This window comes from Paenibacillus sp. MAH-35 (assembly GCF_058135425.1).
In genome coordinates, this window is the sequence record NZ_JBYUPU010000064.1 from 1 (window position 1) to 17821 (window position 17821).

14 protein-coding genes and 1 riboswitch are annotated in these 17821 nt (G+C 56.4%); of the genes, 8 read left to right on the forward strand and 6 right to left on the reverse strand.

Annotated elements, in window-relative coordinates; translation table 11 throughout:
- Nucleotides 1–931: LysR family transcriptional regulator (locus AC3Y2E_RS32795; RefSeq protein WP_379217460.1), on the forward strand; the 931-nt coding region annotated here is incomplete at its 5' end.
- 160 nt (nucleotides 932–1091) lie between these two features.
- On the opposite strand, the gene AC3Y2E_RS32800 is transcribed toward AC3Y2E_RS32795, so the two are convergent.
- The 4 genes from AC3Y2E_RS32800 to AC3Y2E_RS32815 form a co-directional block, all read right to left on the reverse strand.
- A complete protein-coding gene (locus tag AC3Y2E_RS32800; RefSeq protein ID WP_379217461.1) occupies nucleotides 1092–2486 on the reverse strand; it encodes a cryptochrome/photolyase family protein in 1395 nt (464 codons plus the stop codon).
- 336 nt (nucleotides 2487–2822) lie between these two features.
- Nucleotides 2823–3293 carry a C40 family peptidase gene (locus tag AC3Y2E_RS32805; protein ID WP_379217462.1) on the reverse strand — a complete coding sequence of 157 codons (471 nt, stop codon included), beginning with the start codon at nucleotides 3291–3293 and terminating at the stop codon, nucleotides 2823–2825.
- A gap of 6 nt (nucleotides 3294–3299) precedes the next feature.
- Nucleotides 3300–3435, reverse strand: a riboswitch (cyclic di-AMP (ydaO/yuaA leader).
- Between the two features lie 179 nt (nucleotides 3436–3614).
- A complete protein-coding gene (locus AC3Y2E_RS32810; protein ID WP_379217463.1) occupies nucleotides 3615–4421 on the reverse strand; it encodes a hypothetical protein in 807 nt (268 codons plus the stop codon).
- 17 nt (nucleotides 4422–4438) lie between these two features.
- Nucleotides 4439–6418, reverse strand: a complete 1980-nt coding sequence (locus AC3Y2E_RS32815; protein WP_379217464.1) for a M1 family metallopeptidase — start codon at nucleotides 6416–6418, stop codon at nucleotides 4439–4441.
- A gap of 177 nt (nucleotides 6419–6595) precedes the next feature.
- Between AC3Y2E_RS32815 and AC3Y2E_RS32820 the strand changes: the two genes are divergently transcribed.
- Nucleotides 6596–7090 (forward strand): YwhD family protein, encoded by a 495-nt coding sequence (locus tag AC3Y2E_RS32820; protein WP_190923522.1) that lies wholly within the window; start codon nucleotides 6596–6598, stop codon nucleotides 7088–7090.
- Nucleotides 7091–7455: 365 nt separating this feature from the next.
- Here the strand turns inward: AC3Y2E_RS32820 and AC3Y2E_RS32825 are convergent, their stop codons facing one another.
- The gene (locus tag AC3Y2E_RS32825; RefSeq protein WP_379217465.1) at nucleotides 7456–9546 is read right to left on the reverse strand and encodes a transglycosylase domain-containing protein; all 2091 of its coding nucleotides are present in this window, start codon (nucleotides 9544–9546) and stop codon (nucleotides 7456–7458) included.
- 280 nt (nucleotides 9547–9826) lie between these two features.
- On the opposite strand from AC3Y2E_RS32825, the gene speE reads away from it, so the two are divergent.
- From speE to argS, 3 genes are all read left to right on the forward strand, one after another.
- Nucleotides 9827–10657, forward strand: a complete 831-nt coding sequence (gene speE / locus AC3Y2E_RS32830) for a polyamine aminopropyltransferase (protein ID WP_379217466.1) — start codon at nucleotides 9827–9829, stop codon at nucleotides 10655–10657.
- 342 nt (nucleotides 10658–10999) lie between these two features.
- Nucleotides 11000–11413 carry a YwiB family protein gene (locus AC3Y2E_RS32835; RefSeq protein ID WP_379217467.1) on the forward strand — a complete coding sequence of 138 codons (414 nt, stop codon included), beginning with the start codon at nucleotides 11000–11002 and terminating at the stop codon, nucleotides 11411–11413.
- The gene (gene argS, locus AC3Y2E_RS32840; protein ID WP_379217468.1) at nucleotides 11410–13083 is read left to right on the forward strand and encodes an arginine--tRNA ligase; all 1674 of its coding nucleotides are present in this window, start codon (nucleotides 11410–11412) and stop codon (nucleotides 13081–13083) included. The genes AC3Y2E_RS32835 and argS overlap by 4 nt, the downstream gene beginning before the upstream one ends.
- A 42-nt stretch (nucleotides 13084–13125) precedes the next feature.
- Here argS and AC3Y2E_RS32845 read toward each other — a convergent pair whose 3' ends face one another.
- The gene (locus AC3Y2E_RS32845) at nucleotides 13126–14286 is read right to left on the reverse strand and encodes a S8 family peptidase (protein ID WP_223836261.1); all 1161 of its coding nucleotides are present in this window, start codon (nucleotides 14284–14286) and stop codon (nucleotides 13126–13128) included.
- 455 nt (nucleotides 14287–14741) lie between these two features.
- On the opposite strand from AC3Y2E_RS32845, the gene rpoE reads away from it, so the two are divergent.
- The 3 genes from rpoE (at nucleotide 14742) to AC3Y2E_RS32860 (ending at nucleotide 17730) form a co-directional block, all read left to right on the forward strand.
- Nucleotides 14742–15317 carry a DNA-directed RNA polymerase subunit delta gene (rpoE, locus tag AC3Y2E_RS32850; protein ID WP_332074412.1) on the forward strand — a complete coding sequence of 192 codons (576 nt, stop codon included), beginning with the start codon at nucleotides 14742–14744 and terminating at the stop codon, nucleotides 15315–15317.
- A gap of 210 nt (nucleotides 15318–15527) precedes the next feature.
- Complete coding sequence (gene pyrG / locus AC3Y2E_RS32855; protein WP_190923510.1) at nucleotides 15528–17144, forward strand: CTP synthase; 1617 nt, start codon at nucleotides 15528–15530, stop codon at nucleotides 17142–17144.
- Between the two features lie 193 nt (nucleotides 17145–17337).
- Nucleotides 17338–17730, forward strand: a complete 393-nt coding sequence (locus tag AC3Y2E_RS32860; RefSeq protein ID WP_190923508.1) for a response regulator — start codon at nucleotides 17338–17340, stop codon at nucleotides 17728–17730.
- Nucleotides 17731–17821 lie beyond the last annotated feature (91 nt).

The window sequence follows — 17821 nt, forward strand, 5'->3', positions numbered from 1 at the left end:
AAATAAATTTATGAATGGGGACGGGAACGTGAATTTGCATGCCTTTCGTCTGTTCCATGAGGTGGTCGAAAGCGACGGGGTGACGAAGGCGTCGGAGCGTCTGCATATTAGTCAGCCTGCCGTAACGGCACAGCTGCGCAATCTGGAGCGGGAGCTGGGGCTTACGCTGTTCCGTGCCAAAGGCCGGGGAGTGGTTCTGACGGAGCCGGGCGAGAGGCTGGCGGAGCAGGCGGCACGGCTATTTGCGCTGGAACGCGAGATCGAGAGGGAAGCACAGCGGCTTCGCGACGGGAATACCGGCTCCGTCCGCATCGCGGCAACGTATCTGCCGGCTAACCTGCTGCTGCCGGGATGGATTGCGCCGTTCAAGCGGGACCATCCCGACGTGGATATTGTGCTGACGACGGTGAATTCCCGCACCGCTTTCCAACGGCTGCTGCGGTACGAAGCGGATCTCGCCGTCGTGGGAGGCGGCCGCGACCTGCCGGAAGGACTCGTGCGGGAGCCGCTCATGGAAGACGAACTGTGGTTTATCGTGCCGGCTGATCATCCGCTCGCAGACCGTGAGGCGGAGCTCGGTCGGGTGCTCGCCGAGCCGTTTGTCGTGCGGGAGGAAGGGAGCTCCGGCCGGGAATGGCTCTCCGCCCTGTGCCGGGTGCACGGAGTGCCCGCGCCCCGCATCGGGCTGCAGTGCAGCGGACCGGGAGAGACGGTCAAGGCGGTGGCGGCCGGCTACGGTGCGGCGATCGCATCCGCTCTGGAGGTGCGGGACAGCATCGGGCGAAAGGAGATTGCGAGGGTGAGAGTCCCGCACATCCGGCTCGATAATCCGATCGGGCTGTACCGGAGAGCGGGGGACCCGCTGCCGCCTGCGGCGGGACGATTCGCCCGGACGATTGCCGGCTGGCCGGCTCCCCGGCCGGGCTTGTAAGCAGCGGAACCCTTGCCGGCTGACGAGGTTCCGCTCGGCTCTTTACCGGTGGCAACCGCTGCTGCTAGTACAAGCCCGGAGCTAATCCAGTATTGCGATAGAGGATGTCGGCCCGCTCACATGCGCATTGGAAGCTCATCCTATCAAGCTGCCTCTGTTTCTACTCGTCTGCGGAATCGCCGGAGCCGGGCTGTCCGTCCGGAACGCCGATACGGGCGCGAGCCTCGGCGATGAGGCGCTTGTATACTTCGATCGCGCGGGCGCGTGAAGCTTTCAGATCGACGACGGCATGCGGCAGCGGGCGGTGCACGTCCCGGTCCGACAAGCCGCGCTGGCCGGGGAGCCATCTGCGGATATATTCGCCGGAAGGGTCCCACGTCTCCGACTGGGTGACCGGGTTCATGATCCGGAAATACGGCGCGGCGTCATAACCGAGCGAGGCGGACCAGAGCCAGCCTCCCCGGTTCAGCACATTATCGGCATCGGTCAGCATCATCCGGAACGTTTGCTCGCCGAGCGTAAACGGCGCAAGCAAGTTTTTCGTCAGGAACATCGCCGTGACCATTCTTAGCCGGTTCGGCATGCTGCCCGTTTCGTTCAGTTGCGTCATCGCCGCATCGACGATCGGAATGCCGGTCCGCCCTTTTCTCCAGGCTTCGAAATGCCGGTCACCGAGCCCGGACAAGTCGTAATAGTGCTCATATTCGAAGAAAAGCGGGTCGAATACCGACTGGTACAAGTAAAAATCCCGCCAGGCGAGCTGCCGCTTCCACGCCTCGAAGTCCGGCTCCCCGAGCAGCTTGTCGTAGACGGTTCGAACCGAGATCGAGCCCGAATTGATGTAACCGCTCAGCCCGCTTGTCGCATCACCTGCATACGAATCCCTCCGCTGCGCATAATCCGGGAGCTTCTCGGCGATGAACCGCTCCAGTCTCTCTTCGGGCGCCTCCAGGCACACGTCTCCGCGGAACCGTTCCAGCGAGTAAGGGGGCGCATACCGCTGCCGGATCGATTCGTCCAGCACGAGCGTGCGCAAATCGGCCAGCCGGGTCGTCACAGGGGGCTGGAAATACGTATGCACGAATTCGCTCCATTTGCGGTAGAACGGGGTGAACACTTTATACGGCGATTGCCGCCCGGCGTAGCGGTGCAGTTCCTCTGGATCGGCCAGAGGCTGATCGGATATCGTCGTCAGCGGGATGCCGAGCCGGTGCAGCGTTTCATGAATGCTCGTATCCCGGTGTCTGGCGTAAGGAGTGTCGTCCCGGTGGAAGACCACCTCCGTCGCTTCGTGAACAAGCGCGATCTGCGGCACGATCTCCTCGGGCGTTCCGCATACGAGATTCAGTGTCTGGCCGTGATGCCGGTATAACGACTGAAGGCGGGCGAGCAGACCGAGGAAGCGGCGTCCGCTATGCGCACGGGCCCGTTCCGCGTTCAGGATGGCCGGATCGAGGATAAACAAGTGCAGGGAAGGGAGCCCGGTCCGGGCGATATAAGCGAAAGCGGGCATGTCGGTTACCCGCAGGTCTTTGCGATGGACAAACAGAATCATCGGGCCGTCCCCCCTAGAGCAGTGTAGAAAGCTTATCGGTGATACAAAACATTCGCAAAGACTCAGCCGTTTTCCTGCCGGAAGGGCGTAACCTCGCTGCCGATCGCGGATCCCGTCGCCGGCATCCGGTCCGCTCGAACAGTCCGTACACGTTCCGACAAGCGGTCGAATCCGGGAAGACGGTGAAAACCGGTGTCGGAGGCTATCCGCCCAAACCGTGCGGATTCGCCGCCCTGCCGCTTCCTGTCGGAAGAAGCGGGGATGAACGAAATCAAGCCCTGAAGGGCGAATGGTTCGCTCCTCCAGGGCTTGGGCTTGTCCGTTCCGCTGCCTGTATTACTTGGCTTCCGCCATGAACTGGTTGTACAGATCGTCACCAGCGATGCGGCGCGCGGTTACATAACGGGTTTTGTAGTACTTCTCGCTAAGCTTATTCTTCACTACCCCTTCGTTGGACGCCGAATGAATAAATTCGTCGTTGCCGAGGTAGATGCCGACGTGGGAAATGCCTTTGCCGTCGGTGTTAAAGAACACGAGGTCGCCGGGAATCAGATCGTTCTTGTCGACCCAGGTGCCCTCTTTGGCTTGGGCTTTCGATTGATGAGCCAGATCTACGCCGAATTGATTGAAGACGTACATCGTGAAGCCCGAGCAGTCGAAGCCTTTTGTGGTCGTTCCTGCGGTTCTGTACTTCACACCGATCAGCTCGTTCACGGTTTTCTCAAGCGTCGTTTCAGCGAAAGCGCTGCCAACGGAGGTGAAGAACAGTGCGACCACGGTGGTGATCATAATAAGTGCCTTTTTCAAGTGAAGCGGACTCCTTCCAGGTGCCTACGAGGTTAGCTGAGGGTTCGGTCGAAGGTGCCCTATGATCACTTTCCTGCGAGATCAATTCACCCGGAATGGTTCCCCCGTTTCCCGGCAAGCGGGAATTCGGCATGGTTCGATTTTTTTGTTTCCGGGTAATTATAATTCGCCTTTTAGCAACGATTTCCTCCTTTTGCGCAACATTTTTTTTGAAAAATCGAAATTTCGAATCCCAACGGCACAGAAAAACCCCTTTTCTGCGGAAGAAAAGGGGAACGGTGGAAGTCTCGCCTTGCTTGCAAATGCGGGAGCCTTAATCCGTCAGTCGGCATAGATGCGGTATTGAGAAGCGATCGTCCATAGCTTGAACACCATATCGGTGATATGGAGCATCTGCTGTACGATCAGAGCGGTCAACCCCGCCCAGATCAGGGAAGCCGATAAGGCGGCGGCCGTAAACGCCCCGGACAACGCGAGCAGCAAGCAGGCCAGCAGCACGATGGCCGGCAGCTTGCGGACGAACAGACCGAGTGACGATCCGAGTCCGCTTTCCGTCGTCCGGCCGAACTGGACGTACATGAAGAGAAGGCGGATCAGAAACCCGAATGCGGCATATCCCGCTGCCCAAGGCAGCAGCGCAAGCGAGAGGGAAGCGTAATCGGCGTGCTGGGCGAACGCTTTCTTGACCACCGGGAACAGCCAATATACGGGAGCCAGCGTTATCGCCATTTGCAAGACGTAGTAGAGGAAGAACGAACCGCTGAGCCGCTTGATGCCCTGCAAAAAGCGGTAGCCGGCATTCAGATGCGGATTCGCCAGAGAGTAGTAGACGCCCGCGTTCAGAACCGGTGTCAACAGCATCCGCGCCGCCGCAACTCCGACCAGCAGCCAGATGTACGGATGACTGATGTCGGTTTTCATAAGCCGGAATTGACTTTCGGCCAGGAACAGCTGCGAAGCGGCGGCAGACAGATGCTCGCCCGGGTACCGGTGCATCAGCGGAACGACGACCGATTTGACCAGCATCAGCAGCAGGAAGCCCCAGGTGAAATGATAAAGCCACAAGACGAGCAGGAGGAAGGATTGCGATAACGTATCTTTAAAGCCGTTCTTCATATAACGCATCATAGGCGGCAGTCACCTCCTCACCAGGCGAGCCCGTTCAACAAGATCTCGATCCATTTCGCGATTCCGATCGTCAGGCGCGCTTTCCATGTATCGTCGACATTCACTTGCATGAAGTTATTAATCCGCTTATGCTCGAGGATCATCGTCATCTGCGGATCGATCGCCGCCCATTCGAGAGGGGCTTCGCTCGTAATCGTATACAGCACCTGAGGGTCCCGTCCGTCCCACACTTTCTCCACATCGGACCCGTCCGTGAAATGGAAGCGGACTGGCACGTCCATATAATGGCCGCCATTTTTTTTGATTAGGACGGCGGTTTCGTAGATGGTTTTGCCGTCCTGCTTCATCGGCCGCGTCTGCACATGCTCGATGGAATAATCGGTCATGCCGCCGCCATACACGAACTGATCGAAGTATTCGGCCCAGCTCGTTTTTGTTACGCTTTCGAGAACGGCCTGGAAATCGCTTGTCGTCGGATGTTTGAACTTCCAGCGGTCAAAATACGTTTTCATTACCCGCAGCATCGTCTTCTGGCCGATCTGCTTCTCGATTCCGGCAAGCACGAGCTTGGCCCGCGTATAAACGTTCTCGGCGTAGCGGCTGTGTCCCCCGTATTGCCAGGAAGCCAGCTTCAGCGGCTCCGGCGAGGTCATATAACTCGATTCGATGGCAAAGTTCGGCTGCACTCCGTACTCGCTCATCATGATGAGATCTTCCGCGTAGGACGTAAAGCCTTCATCGAGCCACGCTTCCTCGAATTCGTTACTCGCCACCATGCCGTACCAATATTGATGGCCGATCTCATGGACGATCACCCGTTCCAGCTCGAAGCTGTCCGTATCTCCGGACGCTTCCCAGCCGGTGACCAGCGTCGGATATTCCATACCGCCCGCACCGTTGCCTCCCGGAGGCGGAATCACGATCGACAGCGTGGAGTAGGGGTATGTGCCGAACCATTCGCTGTATTTGGCGAGCGAGCGCTTGGCCGCATAGATGTACCGGTCTTTCAGCCCTTGGTGCGCGGGATCGAGGTACAGCTTGATTTTGACGCCGGGCACGTTGGGCGCCGAGAACGGTTCCTCGTAATATATAAAGTTCGGGGAAGCGGCCCAGGCGAAGTCATGAACGTCGTCCGCATAAAACTGATACGTCTTCTTCGTGCCGTCGTCCGAGGCGGGCTTGGTCGGAAACCCGGTAGCCGCCACCGTATAATTGGAAGGAACCTGGATGCGGACGTTATACATGCCGAAGTCGGAGTAAAACTCGGAGTTGCCGTGGTACTGATGGGTGTCCCAGCCTTCCTCTTCGCGTCCGCGCGTACCTTTCGGCTCGTAGACGGCGACTTTCGGAAACCATTGGCCGGCCATGACGAAATCGCCGACATACCCCATGCGGGCGAACACGTAAGGGAGCTTGACCGAGAAACGAATTTTGATCGTCGTCTCCGCGCCCGGATTGACCGGCTGGGGCAGGCGGATTTTCATCAGCGTCTGGTCCTGCTTGTTGCCGTCGTCCGGCTGGATGAACTGCATCGAGCGCATCAGATCGACGCCGTCTTCCGTTTGAATCGATTCAAGGCTCATGTGGCCGAAGCTGTCTTCCTTCATCTGATCGTTCCGCAGTTTGCCTCCCGATTCGCGCAGAAACGTCGACTTTTTGGATTGAAACGCGTTCGGATACAGATGGAAAACCAGCTCGCTGACCGGCTTCGACCCCGGATTTTTCCAAGTAAGCGACTGGGCGCCGGCCAGCGTCTTCTGCTCCGCGTCGAGCTGCACCGAGATATGATACTCCACGATGCGTTTGCTGAGCGGCTTCGGAGTATCGTTCACGGCGGGGGCCGGCGGCTCCAGCGCTTGTGCCGACGGTTCGTTCAGGGCGGACAGCGATGCGGGGGACTCGGGGCGTTCCGCGAACTGGGCGATCGTAATCGTCCCGGCGATCAGCAGGATCAGGAGCAGCCATAAGGTGTTGCGTTTGGACAGGCGGTTGATCATAAACGATTCTCACCCCGTTGACAAGCATCTACAGCATGTATATGTTTGCATTTGCCGGATTATTAGCTAAAATAAATAGAAAGGTACGATTTTTCAGCTATATAATCTGGAGGTCCGCATTGTAGAGGGCTTCGATAAGAAGTCTTACTTAGGGGTCTTATATGGAAGGTGATAGCCATGGAAACAGGTGAAAAAGGGAAAAAGCTCGCGCTGAACGTGGTGAGCAATAAAGAACATAAAGGATTCGGCGCCGGCGCGCTCGACCTGTCCAATCTGTCCAGCATCATTATTGATGGGGAAGATGCATACATCGACCTGGGTGCCATTCATGCGAAAAGCAAAGTGGAGCGCGGGATCAAATTTTCGATGAATAAGGACGACACGCCGAATGGCCGCAAGTGCTGGATCGTATGGGTATACGTGGGGCGCAGCGAGGAAGGACCGTTTTATGCCGGAGTCACGGCATGCGAGATGCTTGTCGATACCGAAGCGCGCAGAGGGTGGAAGATTCTTGCCGATCACGTAAATAAAATGGATTACGCCCTGAAGCAGCGCATCATTCTCGACGGGTTGAGCGATGGCGAGAAGGCGGCGCTGAAGCGCGTATTAGCCGAGCATAACGCCGAGTGGTGGGAACGTTCGGGAGAAGCGCTCAAGCAAGGGCTTGCCTGATTCCGGGGGGCATAGGCCGATCGGAAGCCGATAAGAAGACCGGGAGGATAAGGGTTTTCATACGGCGGTCCGACCGGCCCAAAATGATTTGTGTCGATTGTGTGTCAGCCGTTGTGAGATTTGGGCTTCTCGGTTAAACTAATTGGAGTATATTTGCACAATATACTAGGACAGCAAAAAGGCAGACGATTTTCGTCTGCCTTTTTGTGTTGGTGTCCGGCGGATGCGGAGCGGGAAATAGGGCGCTGCACTGAGGAAATCCCCTCTTCGCCGCTGCGGGGAGCCGGCGCGGCTGCAACTGCCGGCCGGCAGCTATGTTTCCCATCCGGAAGCCGGGACGCTCCCGTCACTCCCTCCTGTATCATTCAGTCGTTCCACCAGCGCTTCAGGTCGTCCCACCACGATCTGCCCGTTTTCTTTGGCGCATCCTTGCCGTCGCTCGGCACGGCCGTTCCTTGATCGGAGCAATATTCGGTCGGTTCCGTCCCTTTGACGAATACTTCGATCCGGGGATTCGGGCATTTGTCGGTAGCCAGCTTCCCGGAAGCCGGATCGATGTAGACGCTCGTAACATTGTCCGGCATCGGGAACAGCTTCGGCGGCACCGCCTCGAGCGCGTGCTCGGTAAAGTCGGCGAAGATCGGCGCCGCCTTGTAGGACTCCACGGCGCTGATCGTGCGATCGCGGTCGTAGCCGACCCAGACGGCGGTGGCGAGCTCCGGTGTAAAGCCGACCATCCAGGCGTCGGTGTTCGTCGTCCCGGTTTTGCCGGCAACGGGGCGCTTGATCTGTTCGGCGACCCGGCTCGCCGTAGCTCCGGGGTCGAATACGCTCTTCATTAGATTCGTCAGCACGTAGGCGTATTCGGGCTCGACCACTTTTTCTTTTTTTGGCTTCGACTCATATAGAAGCTTTCCTGTGGCCGATTCGATTCGCGTGATCACCGTCGGTTCGACCCGCACGCCCTGATTGGCGAGAACCGCAAAGGCGGACGCCATCTCCAGCGGGCTTACCGGAAACGTTCCGAGCGCGAGCGAAGGAAGCGGCTCCAGCCTGCTTGTAATCCCGAGCTTGCGGGCGGTCTCGATGACTTTGTCCGCTCCTACCTGCTGAATCGTATGGACCGCGTAGATGTTGTCCGACTTGGCGATCGCTTCCCGCAAATCGATCAGGCCGTTCGGGTATTTATTGTTGAAATTGTTCGGCGTATACGTTTGGCGTCCGTTGTCGTATTCGAATACGGTCGGCTCGCTTTTGAACTGGCTGACGGCTGTGACCGTTTTTTGCTGAAGCGCGGTTAAATAAACGAAAGGCTTGAAGGCCGACCCCGGCTGGCGGCTTGTAGAGACGGCACGGTTGAACTGATTGTCTCCGTACAGCTTCCCGCCGACCATGGCCCGGACGTAACCGGTACGAGGGTCGACTGCCACTAGAGCCGCCTGCAGTTCATCTTCATCGGGCAACGCCCTGGTCACTGCTTCCTCCGCCGTTTTCTGCATATCGAGATCCAGCGTCGTATAGATGCGGATGCCGCCTTCGTCGAATTCCCGTTCGTCGATCCCGAGCCGGTCGATCGCTACCCTGCGCACGTAATCGCGGAAGTAAGGCGCCTGGACGACTGCCGCTTTTTTGCCGGCCGGCTGGTAGACGAGTTCCTCCCGCTTGGCTCCCTCCGCTTCCTTGGACGTAATGAAGCCTTGGCTGGCCATCTCCGTCAAGATCAGTTCCTGCCGCTCCTTGGCTTTGTCCCGGTCGAAGAAAGGCGAGTAGTAGCGGGGACCTTTGGGCACCCCTGCGATCATCGCGCTTTCCGCAAGCGTCAGCTCCCCTACATTTTTGCCGAAAAACAGCTTGGCGGCGGCCTGGACACCATAGGCGGAATTGCCGTAGTAGGTGGCGTCGTTCAGATACATCTCCATAATCTGATCTTTGCTCAGCTGCATCTCAAGCTGCACCGCATACATCGCTTCTTTTATTTTCCGCGACCAGGTCCGGTCCTGGGTTAAATACAGGTTGCGGGCGAGCTGCTGCGTCAGCGTGCTGGCCCCTTGCACGCGGTCCATATGCTGAAAGTTGACAACGACCGCCCGCGCGATTCCCCTGACGTCGAGTCCGATATGATCGTAAAACCGTTTATCTTCTATTGCCAGCGTCGCATCTATTAAATGTTTCGGTATGCCCGAAAGCGGCACGAATTCCCGATTTTTGCCGGACTGGAACGAGCTGATCAGGTTGCCGTGCATGTCGTACATCTGGGAAGACAAGGCGAACGTGCCTACGGGAAGGGCTTGGGAACGCAGATAAAGCGCCAGTACAACGAGGCACGCCACTCCGATCAGAGCGCAGCTGAACAGAAACGTCACCGCTTTGCGGAAACGTCCCTTTCGCGGGCGGCGGCCCTGTTTCGGCTCTACGCGGGCGGCGCGGCTTTGTTTGCGGCTGACGCTTTCCTCCATGGCGATCCCTCTTTCCTCATTGCTGCCTGATGAAATAATCGGTGCTGGTTTACTTTGGAAACCGATAGTCCTACTAGTATGGAAAAAGTTGAGCCCAGCTATTCATCATTAGAAGAAAGAAATGATCGGCCTTCCTGAATTTACTTGGAACAAGTCCATTTCATTCAACCTATATAGTTGCATTTTTGCGCCGATTTACTATAATACAGACTGGTGCGATTTCATTTTCGGCCGCGGTCAAGTATAATCAACTTTATTAACTGGAAAGAGGGATGCCCCAATGGAATTGTGGTACACGGAGAAGCAGACCGAGCAATTCGGCATAACGGCTAAAATTAAAGAAACGCTGGTCACGGAAAAGACCGATTTCCAAGACTTGGCGATGATCGATACGGTAGAGTGGGGCCGAATGCTTGTGCTGGACGGTATGGTCATGACGACTGTGCGCGACGAGTTCGTGTACCATGAGATGGTGGCGCATCCCGCGCTGTACACTCACCCGAACCCGAAGCATGTGCTCGTAGTCGGCGGCGGAGACGGCGGCGTCATCCGCGAGGTGCTGAAGCACCCGCAGGTGGAGAAAGCGGTATTGGTCGAAATCGACGGTAAAGTCATCGAATATTCCAAAGAATATTTGCCCGAAATTGCAGGCGAATTGGACAACCCCCGGGTGCAGGTCATCGTCAACGACGGCTATATGCACATCCATGATCATAAAAATACGTACGACGTTATTATGGTAGACTCGACGGAGCCGGTAGGTCCGGCGGTCGAATTGTTCTCCCGAGGCTTTTATCAGGGCATCTACGAAGCGTTGAAGGAAGACGGCATCTTCGTCGCCCAGACGGACAACCCTTGGTTCAAGGCGGATCTGATCCGCACCGTACACCGCGACGTAAGCGAAATATTCCCGATCGTGCGCGTATACGGGGCGAACATTCCGACGTATCCGAGCGGGCTGTGGACGTTTACGATGGGAAGCAAAACCTACGATCCGCTGCAAGTGGACGAGGCGAGCATTCCGGAGATCGATACGAAATATTACTCTCCTCGGCTTCATAAAGCGGCGTTTGCGCTGCCTAAGTTCGTTGAGGATCTGGTTCGCGGATAATGCCAACAGTCGCGGGAAGAGATGAAGGGAAGCCTTCGTCTCTTTTTTTGCTTCCCGGGGACGGATTGAAATTCCGGCGGCCGTCATATACACTAAGAACGGTTAAGGAACAATTGGGAGGCTGTCGATTCAATGTGGACAACCAAGTGGAAAGGGAAAAGATTAGCTTCTGGCGAGTTTTGTCTGGAATCCCCTACCTTACAATCCTTATTCAATCAAGGGATTCCGGACAACCTGTTTGAGCAGAAGAAGGTAACTTTTCACTTGGAACGGTCTGCTAACACTTCTACACAATGAATTGACAGCCTCTATTGGAATACTTAGGCGGGAGCGAACGGAAACATGAAACGGACGGTCCGGATCCGCATCGAAAGCAGACAAGCGGAGCAAAGCCATGTCCAGGAAACGGCTGGCGAGCTTTATCATAAGCAGGAATCGTACTACTTGCGCTACACGGAGCCGGACTCGGAATCAGGGAAGACGACGGCGACGGTGAAGTGGGACGACAAGATGGTCAAGGTTTTTCGTCACGGGGAGGTTCAGTCCGACCTGACGTTTATTTCCGGTACCCGAACCGCAGGTTACTACGAGCTGCCACAGGGCCGGATGGAGATGGAATGCTTCACGCACGGTATCGAGCGAAAGCTCGACCGAGGATTGGGCACCTTGTCCTGGAGCTACGATTTGTACGCGAACGGCATACATGCCGGGCGAATCCGGCTGAGGGTAGTCATTGAGGAGGAACAAGCGGAATGAGCGCTATCGAACGGATCGAACGTTTATTGAAGGAAACGATTACGCTGGCGGCAGCGGAGGCGGGAATTGCCGGACCGGCTGAGCTTCCGGCCATCGGGCTGGAAGTGCCGAAGGAGAAGGCGCACGGGGATTTGTCAACCAATATCGCGATGCAGCTGAGCCGGGTGGCGAAGCAAAATCCGCGGCAAATCGCCGAGCGGCTGATCGCCTGTCTCGATACGAAGAAGGCGTACATCGCCAAGGTCGAGATTGCGGGTCCGGGTTTTATTAATTTCTTCATGGATAAAAGCTACTTGTATGAAGTGATTCCGGAAGTGCTGGCGGCGGACGCCGATTACGGACGCGTGAATACGGGCGGGGGCCAAAAGGTGCAGGTCGAGTTCGTCAGCGCCAATCCGACCGGAAGCCTTCATCTCGGTCATGCCAGGGGAGCCGCGATCGGGGACGCGCTATGCAACGTGCTCGATTTCGCGGGCTACCAGGTCAGCCGGGAGTATTACATCAACGACGCGGGCAATCAGGTGGACAACCTGGCCAAGTCGATCGAGGCGCGTTATTTGCAGGCGCTTGGGCGGGAAGCGGACATGCCGGAGGACGGCTACTACGGCGAAGACATCAAAGGGTTTGCCCAGGAGCTGAAGGGGCAGGAGGGCGACAAGCTGCTGGAGCTGTCCGAGGCGGAGCGGCTTGCTTATTTCAAGTCGTACGGGCTTGGCAAAGAGCTCGACAAAATCAAACGCGACCTGGCCAGATTCCGCGTTTCCTTCGACCAATGGTATAGCGAAACGTCGTTGTACACGGACGGGAAAATCGCGCCGGTGCTGGAGCAGCTTCGGACCGGCGGCCACATCTTCGAAGAGGAAGGCGCCACCTGGCTTCGAACGACCCCGCTCGGCGATGACAAAGACCGGGTGCTGGTGAAAAATGACGGAAGCTACACGTACCTTACGCCGGATATCGCGTATCATCGCACGAAGTACGATCGCGGCTACGACGAGATGATCAATATATGGGGAGCCGACCATCACGGATACATCCCCCGTGTGAAGGCGGCTATGGCCGCGCTCGGCTACGATCCGACAAAGCTGACGGTATTGATCGCCCAGATGGTCAGCTTGTACCAGAACGGCGAGAAGGTCAAAATGTCCAAGCGGACCGGCAAGGCGGTCACGATGCAGGATCTGATGGACGAGGTCGGCGTCGACGCGATCCGTTACTTCTTTACGATGCGCAGCAACGATTCCCACCTCGATTTCGATATGGATCTTGCGATCTCCAAATCGAACGAGAATCCGGTGTTTTACGTCCAATACGCACACGCCCGGATCTGCAGCATCTTCCGGCAGGCGGAGGAGCAGGGCGTCGCCCTGCAGCCTTTCGATACGATCGACTGGTCGGTCCTGCAGTCGGAAGCGGAGTTCGATCTGCTGCGCAAGATGGGAGAACTGCCCGCCGAGATTGCCGAAGCCGCAGCCCAATATGCGCCGCATCGGCTGATCCGGTACGTGTACGAGCTGTCTTCCGAATTCCATAGCTACTACAAGGCGGAGCGGGTCATCACCGAGAATGCCGATCTGACGCAAGCCCGGCTCGCGCTGCTGGCTGCCCTTCGCGTCGTCATCCGCAACGTGCTCTCGCTGGTCGGCGTGTCGGCGCCCGCCTCGATGTAAGCGGGACGCGGAGAACAGGCGGGGTGCGTCTGCCCCCGCCTGTTAAGTTCCCAGATGCCGGAGCGCCCGCATGGCATCGACCTCGCCAGCCCGGATGCCGGATCGGGACTTAAGCCCGGTTACCGGATTGGACGTTTTTTGCAGCAGCGACTTGATGTCCCCGGGGGTTAGCTCCGGCCGGATCGTCAGCATAAGCGCGATGACGCCGGAAATGTGCGAGGTAGCCATGGACGTGCCGCTCAGCTCCATATATTTATGCTGCAGCCAGGTCGATTTGATTTTATCGCCGGGTGCGTAGATGTCTATCGATCGTCCTTTATTGCTGAACGAGGCAATCTTTCGGTTAGGCGCCGTAGCTCCTACGGAGATGACCTGAGAGAATCGGGCGGGATAATCGATGGAGGACTGCTTGCCTTCGTTGCCGGAGGAGGCGACGATGACGATACCCAGCTTATGGGCGTTGCGCACGGCGTCGTGCAGCGATTTGCTGCGGTTTTTCATGCCGAAGCTCATGTTGATGATATGCATCCGGTTATGAACGCACCAGTCGATGCCCATCACGATGTCGGAGACGTAGGCGGTTCCGTTGTTGTCGAACGCTTTGACCGGATGGATCATCGCGAGAGGAGCGACGCCGAGTATTCCCGATGAGCGGTTGGATGCGGCGATCGTCCCCGATATATGCGTGCCGTGGCCGTTGTCGTCGGTCGGCAGCAGGGAGCGGTTCAGCAGGTTGATCCCCCGCGAGATGCGGCCCCGCAAGTCGGGATGGGAATAATCGATGCCGGTATCGACGACGCCGATCCGGATTCGGCTGCCGCGCGTTTCCTTCCAGGCTTCCGGCGCCTTGATCTGCTTGACGCCCCATGGAATGGAGTTGCCGGCCTGGCGGAGCAGCACCGGCTGCTGCGGGTGCCGGATGCGGGCGGCGTGGACGCGAATCGGGATATCCTCTTCAATAAGCCGGATGCTCGGGTGTTGGAGCGGAGGGAAACCGGATTTCATCGTACAGCAAATCGCATGAATGATTTTCATCGGACGGATCACCGATTTTACGGGGAACAGCTCGCCGGCTTCTTCGAAAGCGGCCATAAACCGGGTGTAGGCCGATCTCGTTTTGAAGTGGATGATATGGCGTTTCTCCGCTACCCGGGACGATCCGATCGCTTCGTGCAGCATATGCAGCAGCGCCGATTCGCTCAAGTGAATTCCCTCCCCTGCAGCTGAAGTCGTTTACGCGATTATCATATGAACCTGTACCATATGCCCGCATGAGATGAGCGCCTTTTTTCGCGAAAGTTAGGCAGACGGTTGTGTCAACGGATCGGCGGGCTCATAGTATGAATAGAGGGCGCGTAGGGCTCTCTTGTCGTATGCAAGGTGGTGAACGGTCGTTCATCGTCCATGCGGATACAGTCTCAGCGGAAGTCGACGAGTTCGGCTTCCGTTTTTTTTGCGGGTGGATTTTGCCGGCTGTTTGCCGGATACGAATCCTTCTTCTTGCCGGATGCGCCGGTAGTTGCATTTTTGTATAAAATAGGTTTTACTTAATGAAGATAATGGGCATTTTAGAGAAGTGAACGTCGCTTGCGGCCGGCAGGGCGAGCAAGTATACGAATCGGTTGTCATCAGACCATGTTGGAAGGGAAGTGCTGGCCATGAGCAGCCAATATACGCTGAAGATCAATGCGGAACAAGCCAAAGAGATGCCGATGGTCGATCTCGCATTTGAAGTGTTGAAAGCATCCAAGAACCCATACTATTATCGGGACCTGATGCAGGAAATCGCAAAAATCAAAGGTTTGACCGATGAAGAAGTGATGCAAGTGATTGCGCAGTTATATACGGAGATTAATATAGACGGAAGATTTGCATGCGTCGGCACGAACCTGTGGGGACTGAAGCGCTGGTATCCGGTCGAGAAATCCGAGGACGGCGTCAATACCTCCAAACATCCGCGCATTATTAACGACGACGATGACGACGACTACTTCACCGAGGAAGAGGAAGCTGAAGAAGAGTACGAGGCGTATGAAGGCGAAGACGAGTTCAGCGGGGAAGAGGAAGAAGACTTCTACCAGGACGAGGAAACGATCGACGACGCTGAGATTGAAGAAGTAGAAGGCGAAATCGAAGAGATTGACGAGGAAGCCGAGGAAGAAGACGACTTCGAGGAAGACGAAGAGGCCGCAGAGGCTGAAGACGACGAAGAAGACGATGACGGCAAGAAATAAGGGGCTGAAAAGGGCGGACTTGCGATCGCCGTCCGCCCGCCAAGTTCCCTTGACAGTCACCCGGCGACCGGGTAAACTATGTTTTGGGCTGTAGATTTACAATTCGGCAACGAATCCGACAAAGTGCCCCGTTCGCGGGAGTCACTTTTATTTTTTTTGCCCGACAAGCCGGGCGGACTTGTTTTCAGACTTGAACGGAGGTTTACAAACGTGACCAAGTATATTTTCGTAACAGGCGGCGTCGTTTCTTCGCTCGGTAAAGGCATTACCGCTGCGTCCTTGGGCAGATTGCTCAAAAATCGGGGGCTGAAGGTAACCATTCAGAAGTTCGATCCGTATATCAACGTCGATCCGGGAACGATGAGCCCGTACCAGCACGGTGAAGTTTTCGTAACCGACGACGGTGCGGAGACCGATCTGGACCTCGGCCACTACGAGCGGTTTATCGATATTAATTTGTCCAAGACGAGCAACGTAACGACAGGGAAAATCTATTCCTCGGTCATTACGAAAGAGCGCCGCGGCGAATATTTGGGCGGAACCGTTCAGGTTATCCCTCATATTACGAACGAAATCAAGGATCGCGTATTCCGTGCGGGACGGGAGACGCAATCGGATATTGTCATCACGGAAATCGGCGGTACGGTCGGGGATATCGAAAGCTTGCCGTTCCTGGAGGCGATCCGTCAAATCAAGAGCGATATCGGCCGCGAGAACGTCATGTACATTCACGTTACGCTGATTCCTTACCTGAAGGCCGCAGGAGAAGTAAAAACGAAGCCGACCCAGCACAGCGTCAAGGAACTTCGCAGCATCGGTATTCAGCCGCAGGTTATCGTATGCCGGACCGAATATCCGCTCGCCGAAGAGATGAAGCGGAAGCTGGCTTTGTTCTGCGACATCGATTCGGATGCGGTGATCGAGTGCCAGGATGCGGACACGCTGTACGAAGTGCCGATGATTTTGCGGGAGCAAGGGCTTGACGATATCGTCGTTAAGCATCTGAAGCTCGACGCGTTCCGCAATCCTCCGGACATGACCGAGTGGGAGCGGCTCGTAGCTAAAGTCAAATCGCTTCGCAACCGGACGGAGATCGCTATCGTAGGCAAATACGTAGCGCTTCACGACGCTTATTTGAGCATTGTCGAAGCTTTGGGTCATGCCGGCATCGACTGCGACACCGACGTTAAGATTCGCTGGGTCAACGCTGAGGAAATTTACGATCATAATGTGGCCGAGCTGCTTAGCGGCGTTCACGGCATTCTCGTACCGGGTGGGTTTGGAGACCGGGGGATCGAAGGCAAAATATCGGCGATCCGGTATGCCCGCGAAAATCGCGTTCCGTTTTTCGGCATCTGCCTCGGCATGCAGGTTGCTGTCGTCGAATACGCACGGTCCGTCGCCAACCTGGAAGGGGCGAACAGCTCGGAGATTCATCCGACTACGCCGTATCCGGTCATCGATCTTCTGCCGGAACAGAAAGATATCGAGGATCTGGGGGGCACGATGCGGCTTGGGCTGTACCCTTGCAAAATCGCCGAAGGCTCGCTGGCTATGCGATGCTACGAAGACGAGCTCGTATATGAGCGTCATCGGCACCGGTATGAGTTCAACAACGAATATCGCGAGCTGCTGGAGTCGGCCGGCTTGAAAATATCGGGCACTTCCCCGGACGGACGACTGGTGGAGGTCGTGGAGCTGCCGGACCATCCGTGGTTTTTGGCGGTGCAATTCCATCCGGAGTTTACGTCCAGACCGAACCGTCCGCAGCCGCTGTTCAAACATTTTGTGAGAGCTTCGATGGAGCTGGCGGTCCAAACGGACTGAAACAATAACTTTTTTTGTAAAACCTGACAACTTTCTTTGGAATCCAGCAGGAATCCGAAGAACCGCAGCGAATGAGTAATTAGTAATGAGACGGATCGGCATGCCATAGGGCGTTTTCCGTACCCGTCGAACAAGCGGAGGGTGTGAGCGGGAGGTAAACCTGCTCATACACAGTTGTGAGGAGGTTTGATGATTGGATAAGAAGAAGGTATTGATTGTCGACGACCAAAACGGCATCCGGGTTTTGCTGATGGAAGTGTTCAGCAACGAAGGGTACAATACGTTTCAGGCTTCCAACGGCAAATTGGCGCTCGAAATCGTCCGCAAAGAATCTCCCGATCTGGTTTTGCTCGATATGAAAATCCCGGGTATGGACGGCTTGGATATTTTGAAGCATATCAAGCAGATTGACGTAAGCATCAAGGTCATTATGATGACGGCGTACGGCGAGCTGGATATGATCAAGGAAGCGACCGACCTCGGAGCTCTTATGCACTTTACGAAGCCTTTCGATATTGACGATTTGAGGCACGCCGTCAACAAGCAACTGCGCTCGGACCCGCCGAGGCTGGCGATAGGATCCTAATCCGGATCCTATTTTTTTGTCCGGACGGCCGGCGGAAGGAGGGCGATCGCGCCCGAGCAGATCAAATCCTTCCATATATATGTAACGTCGG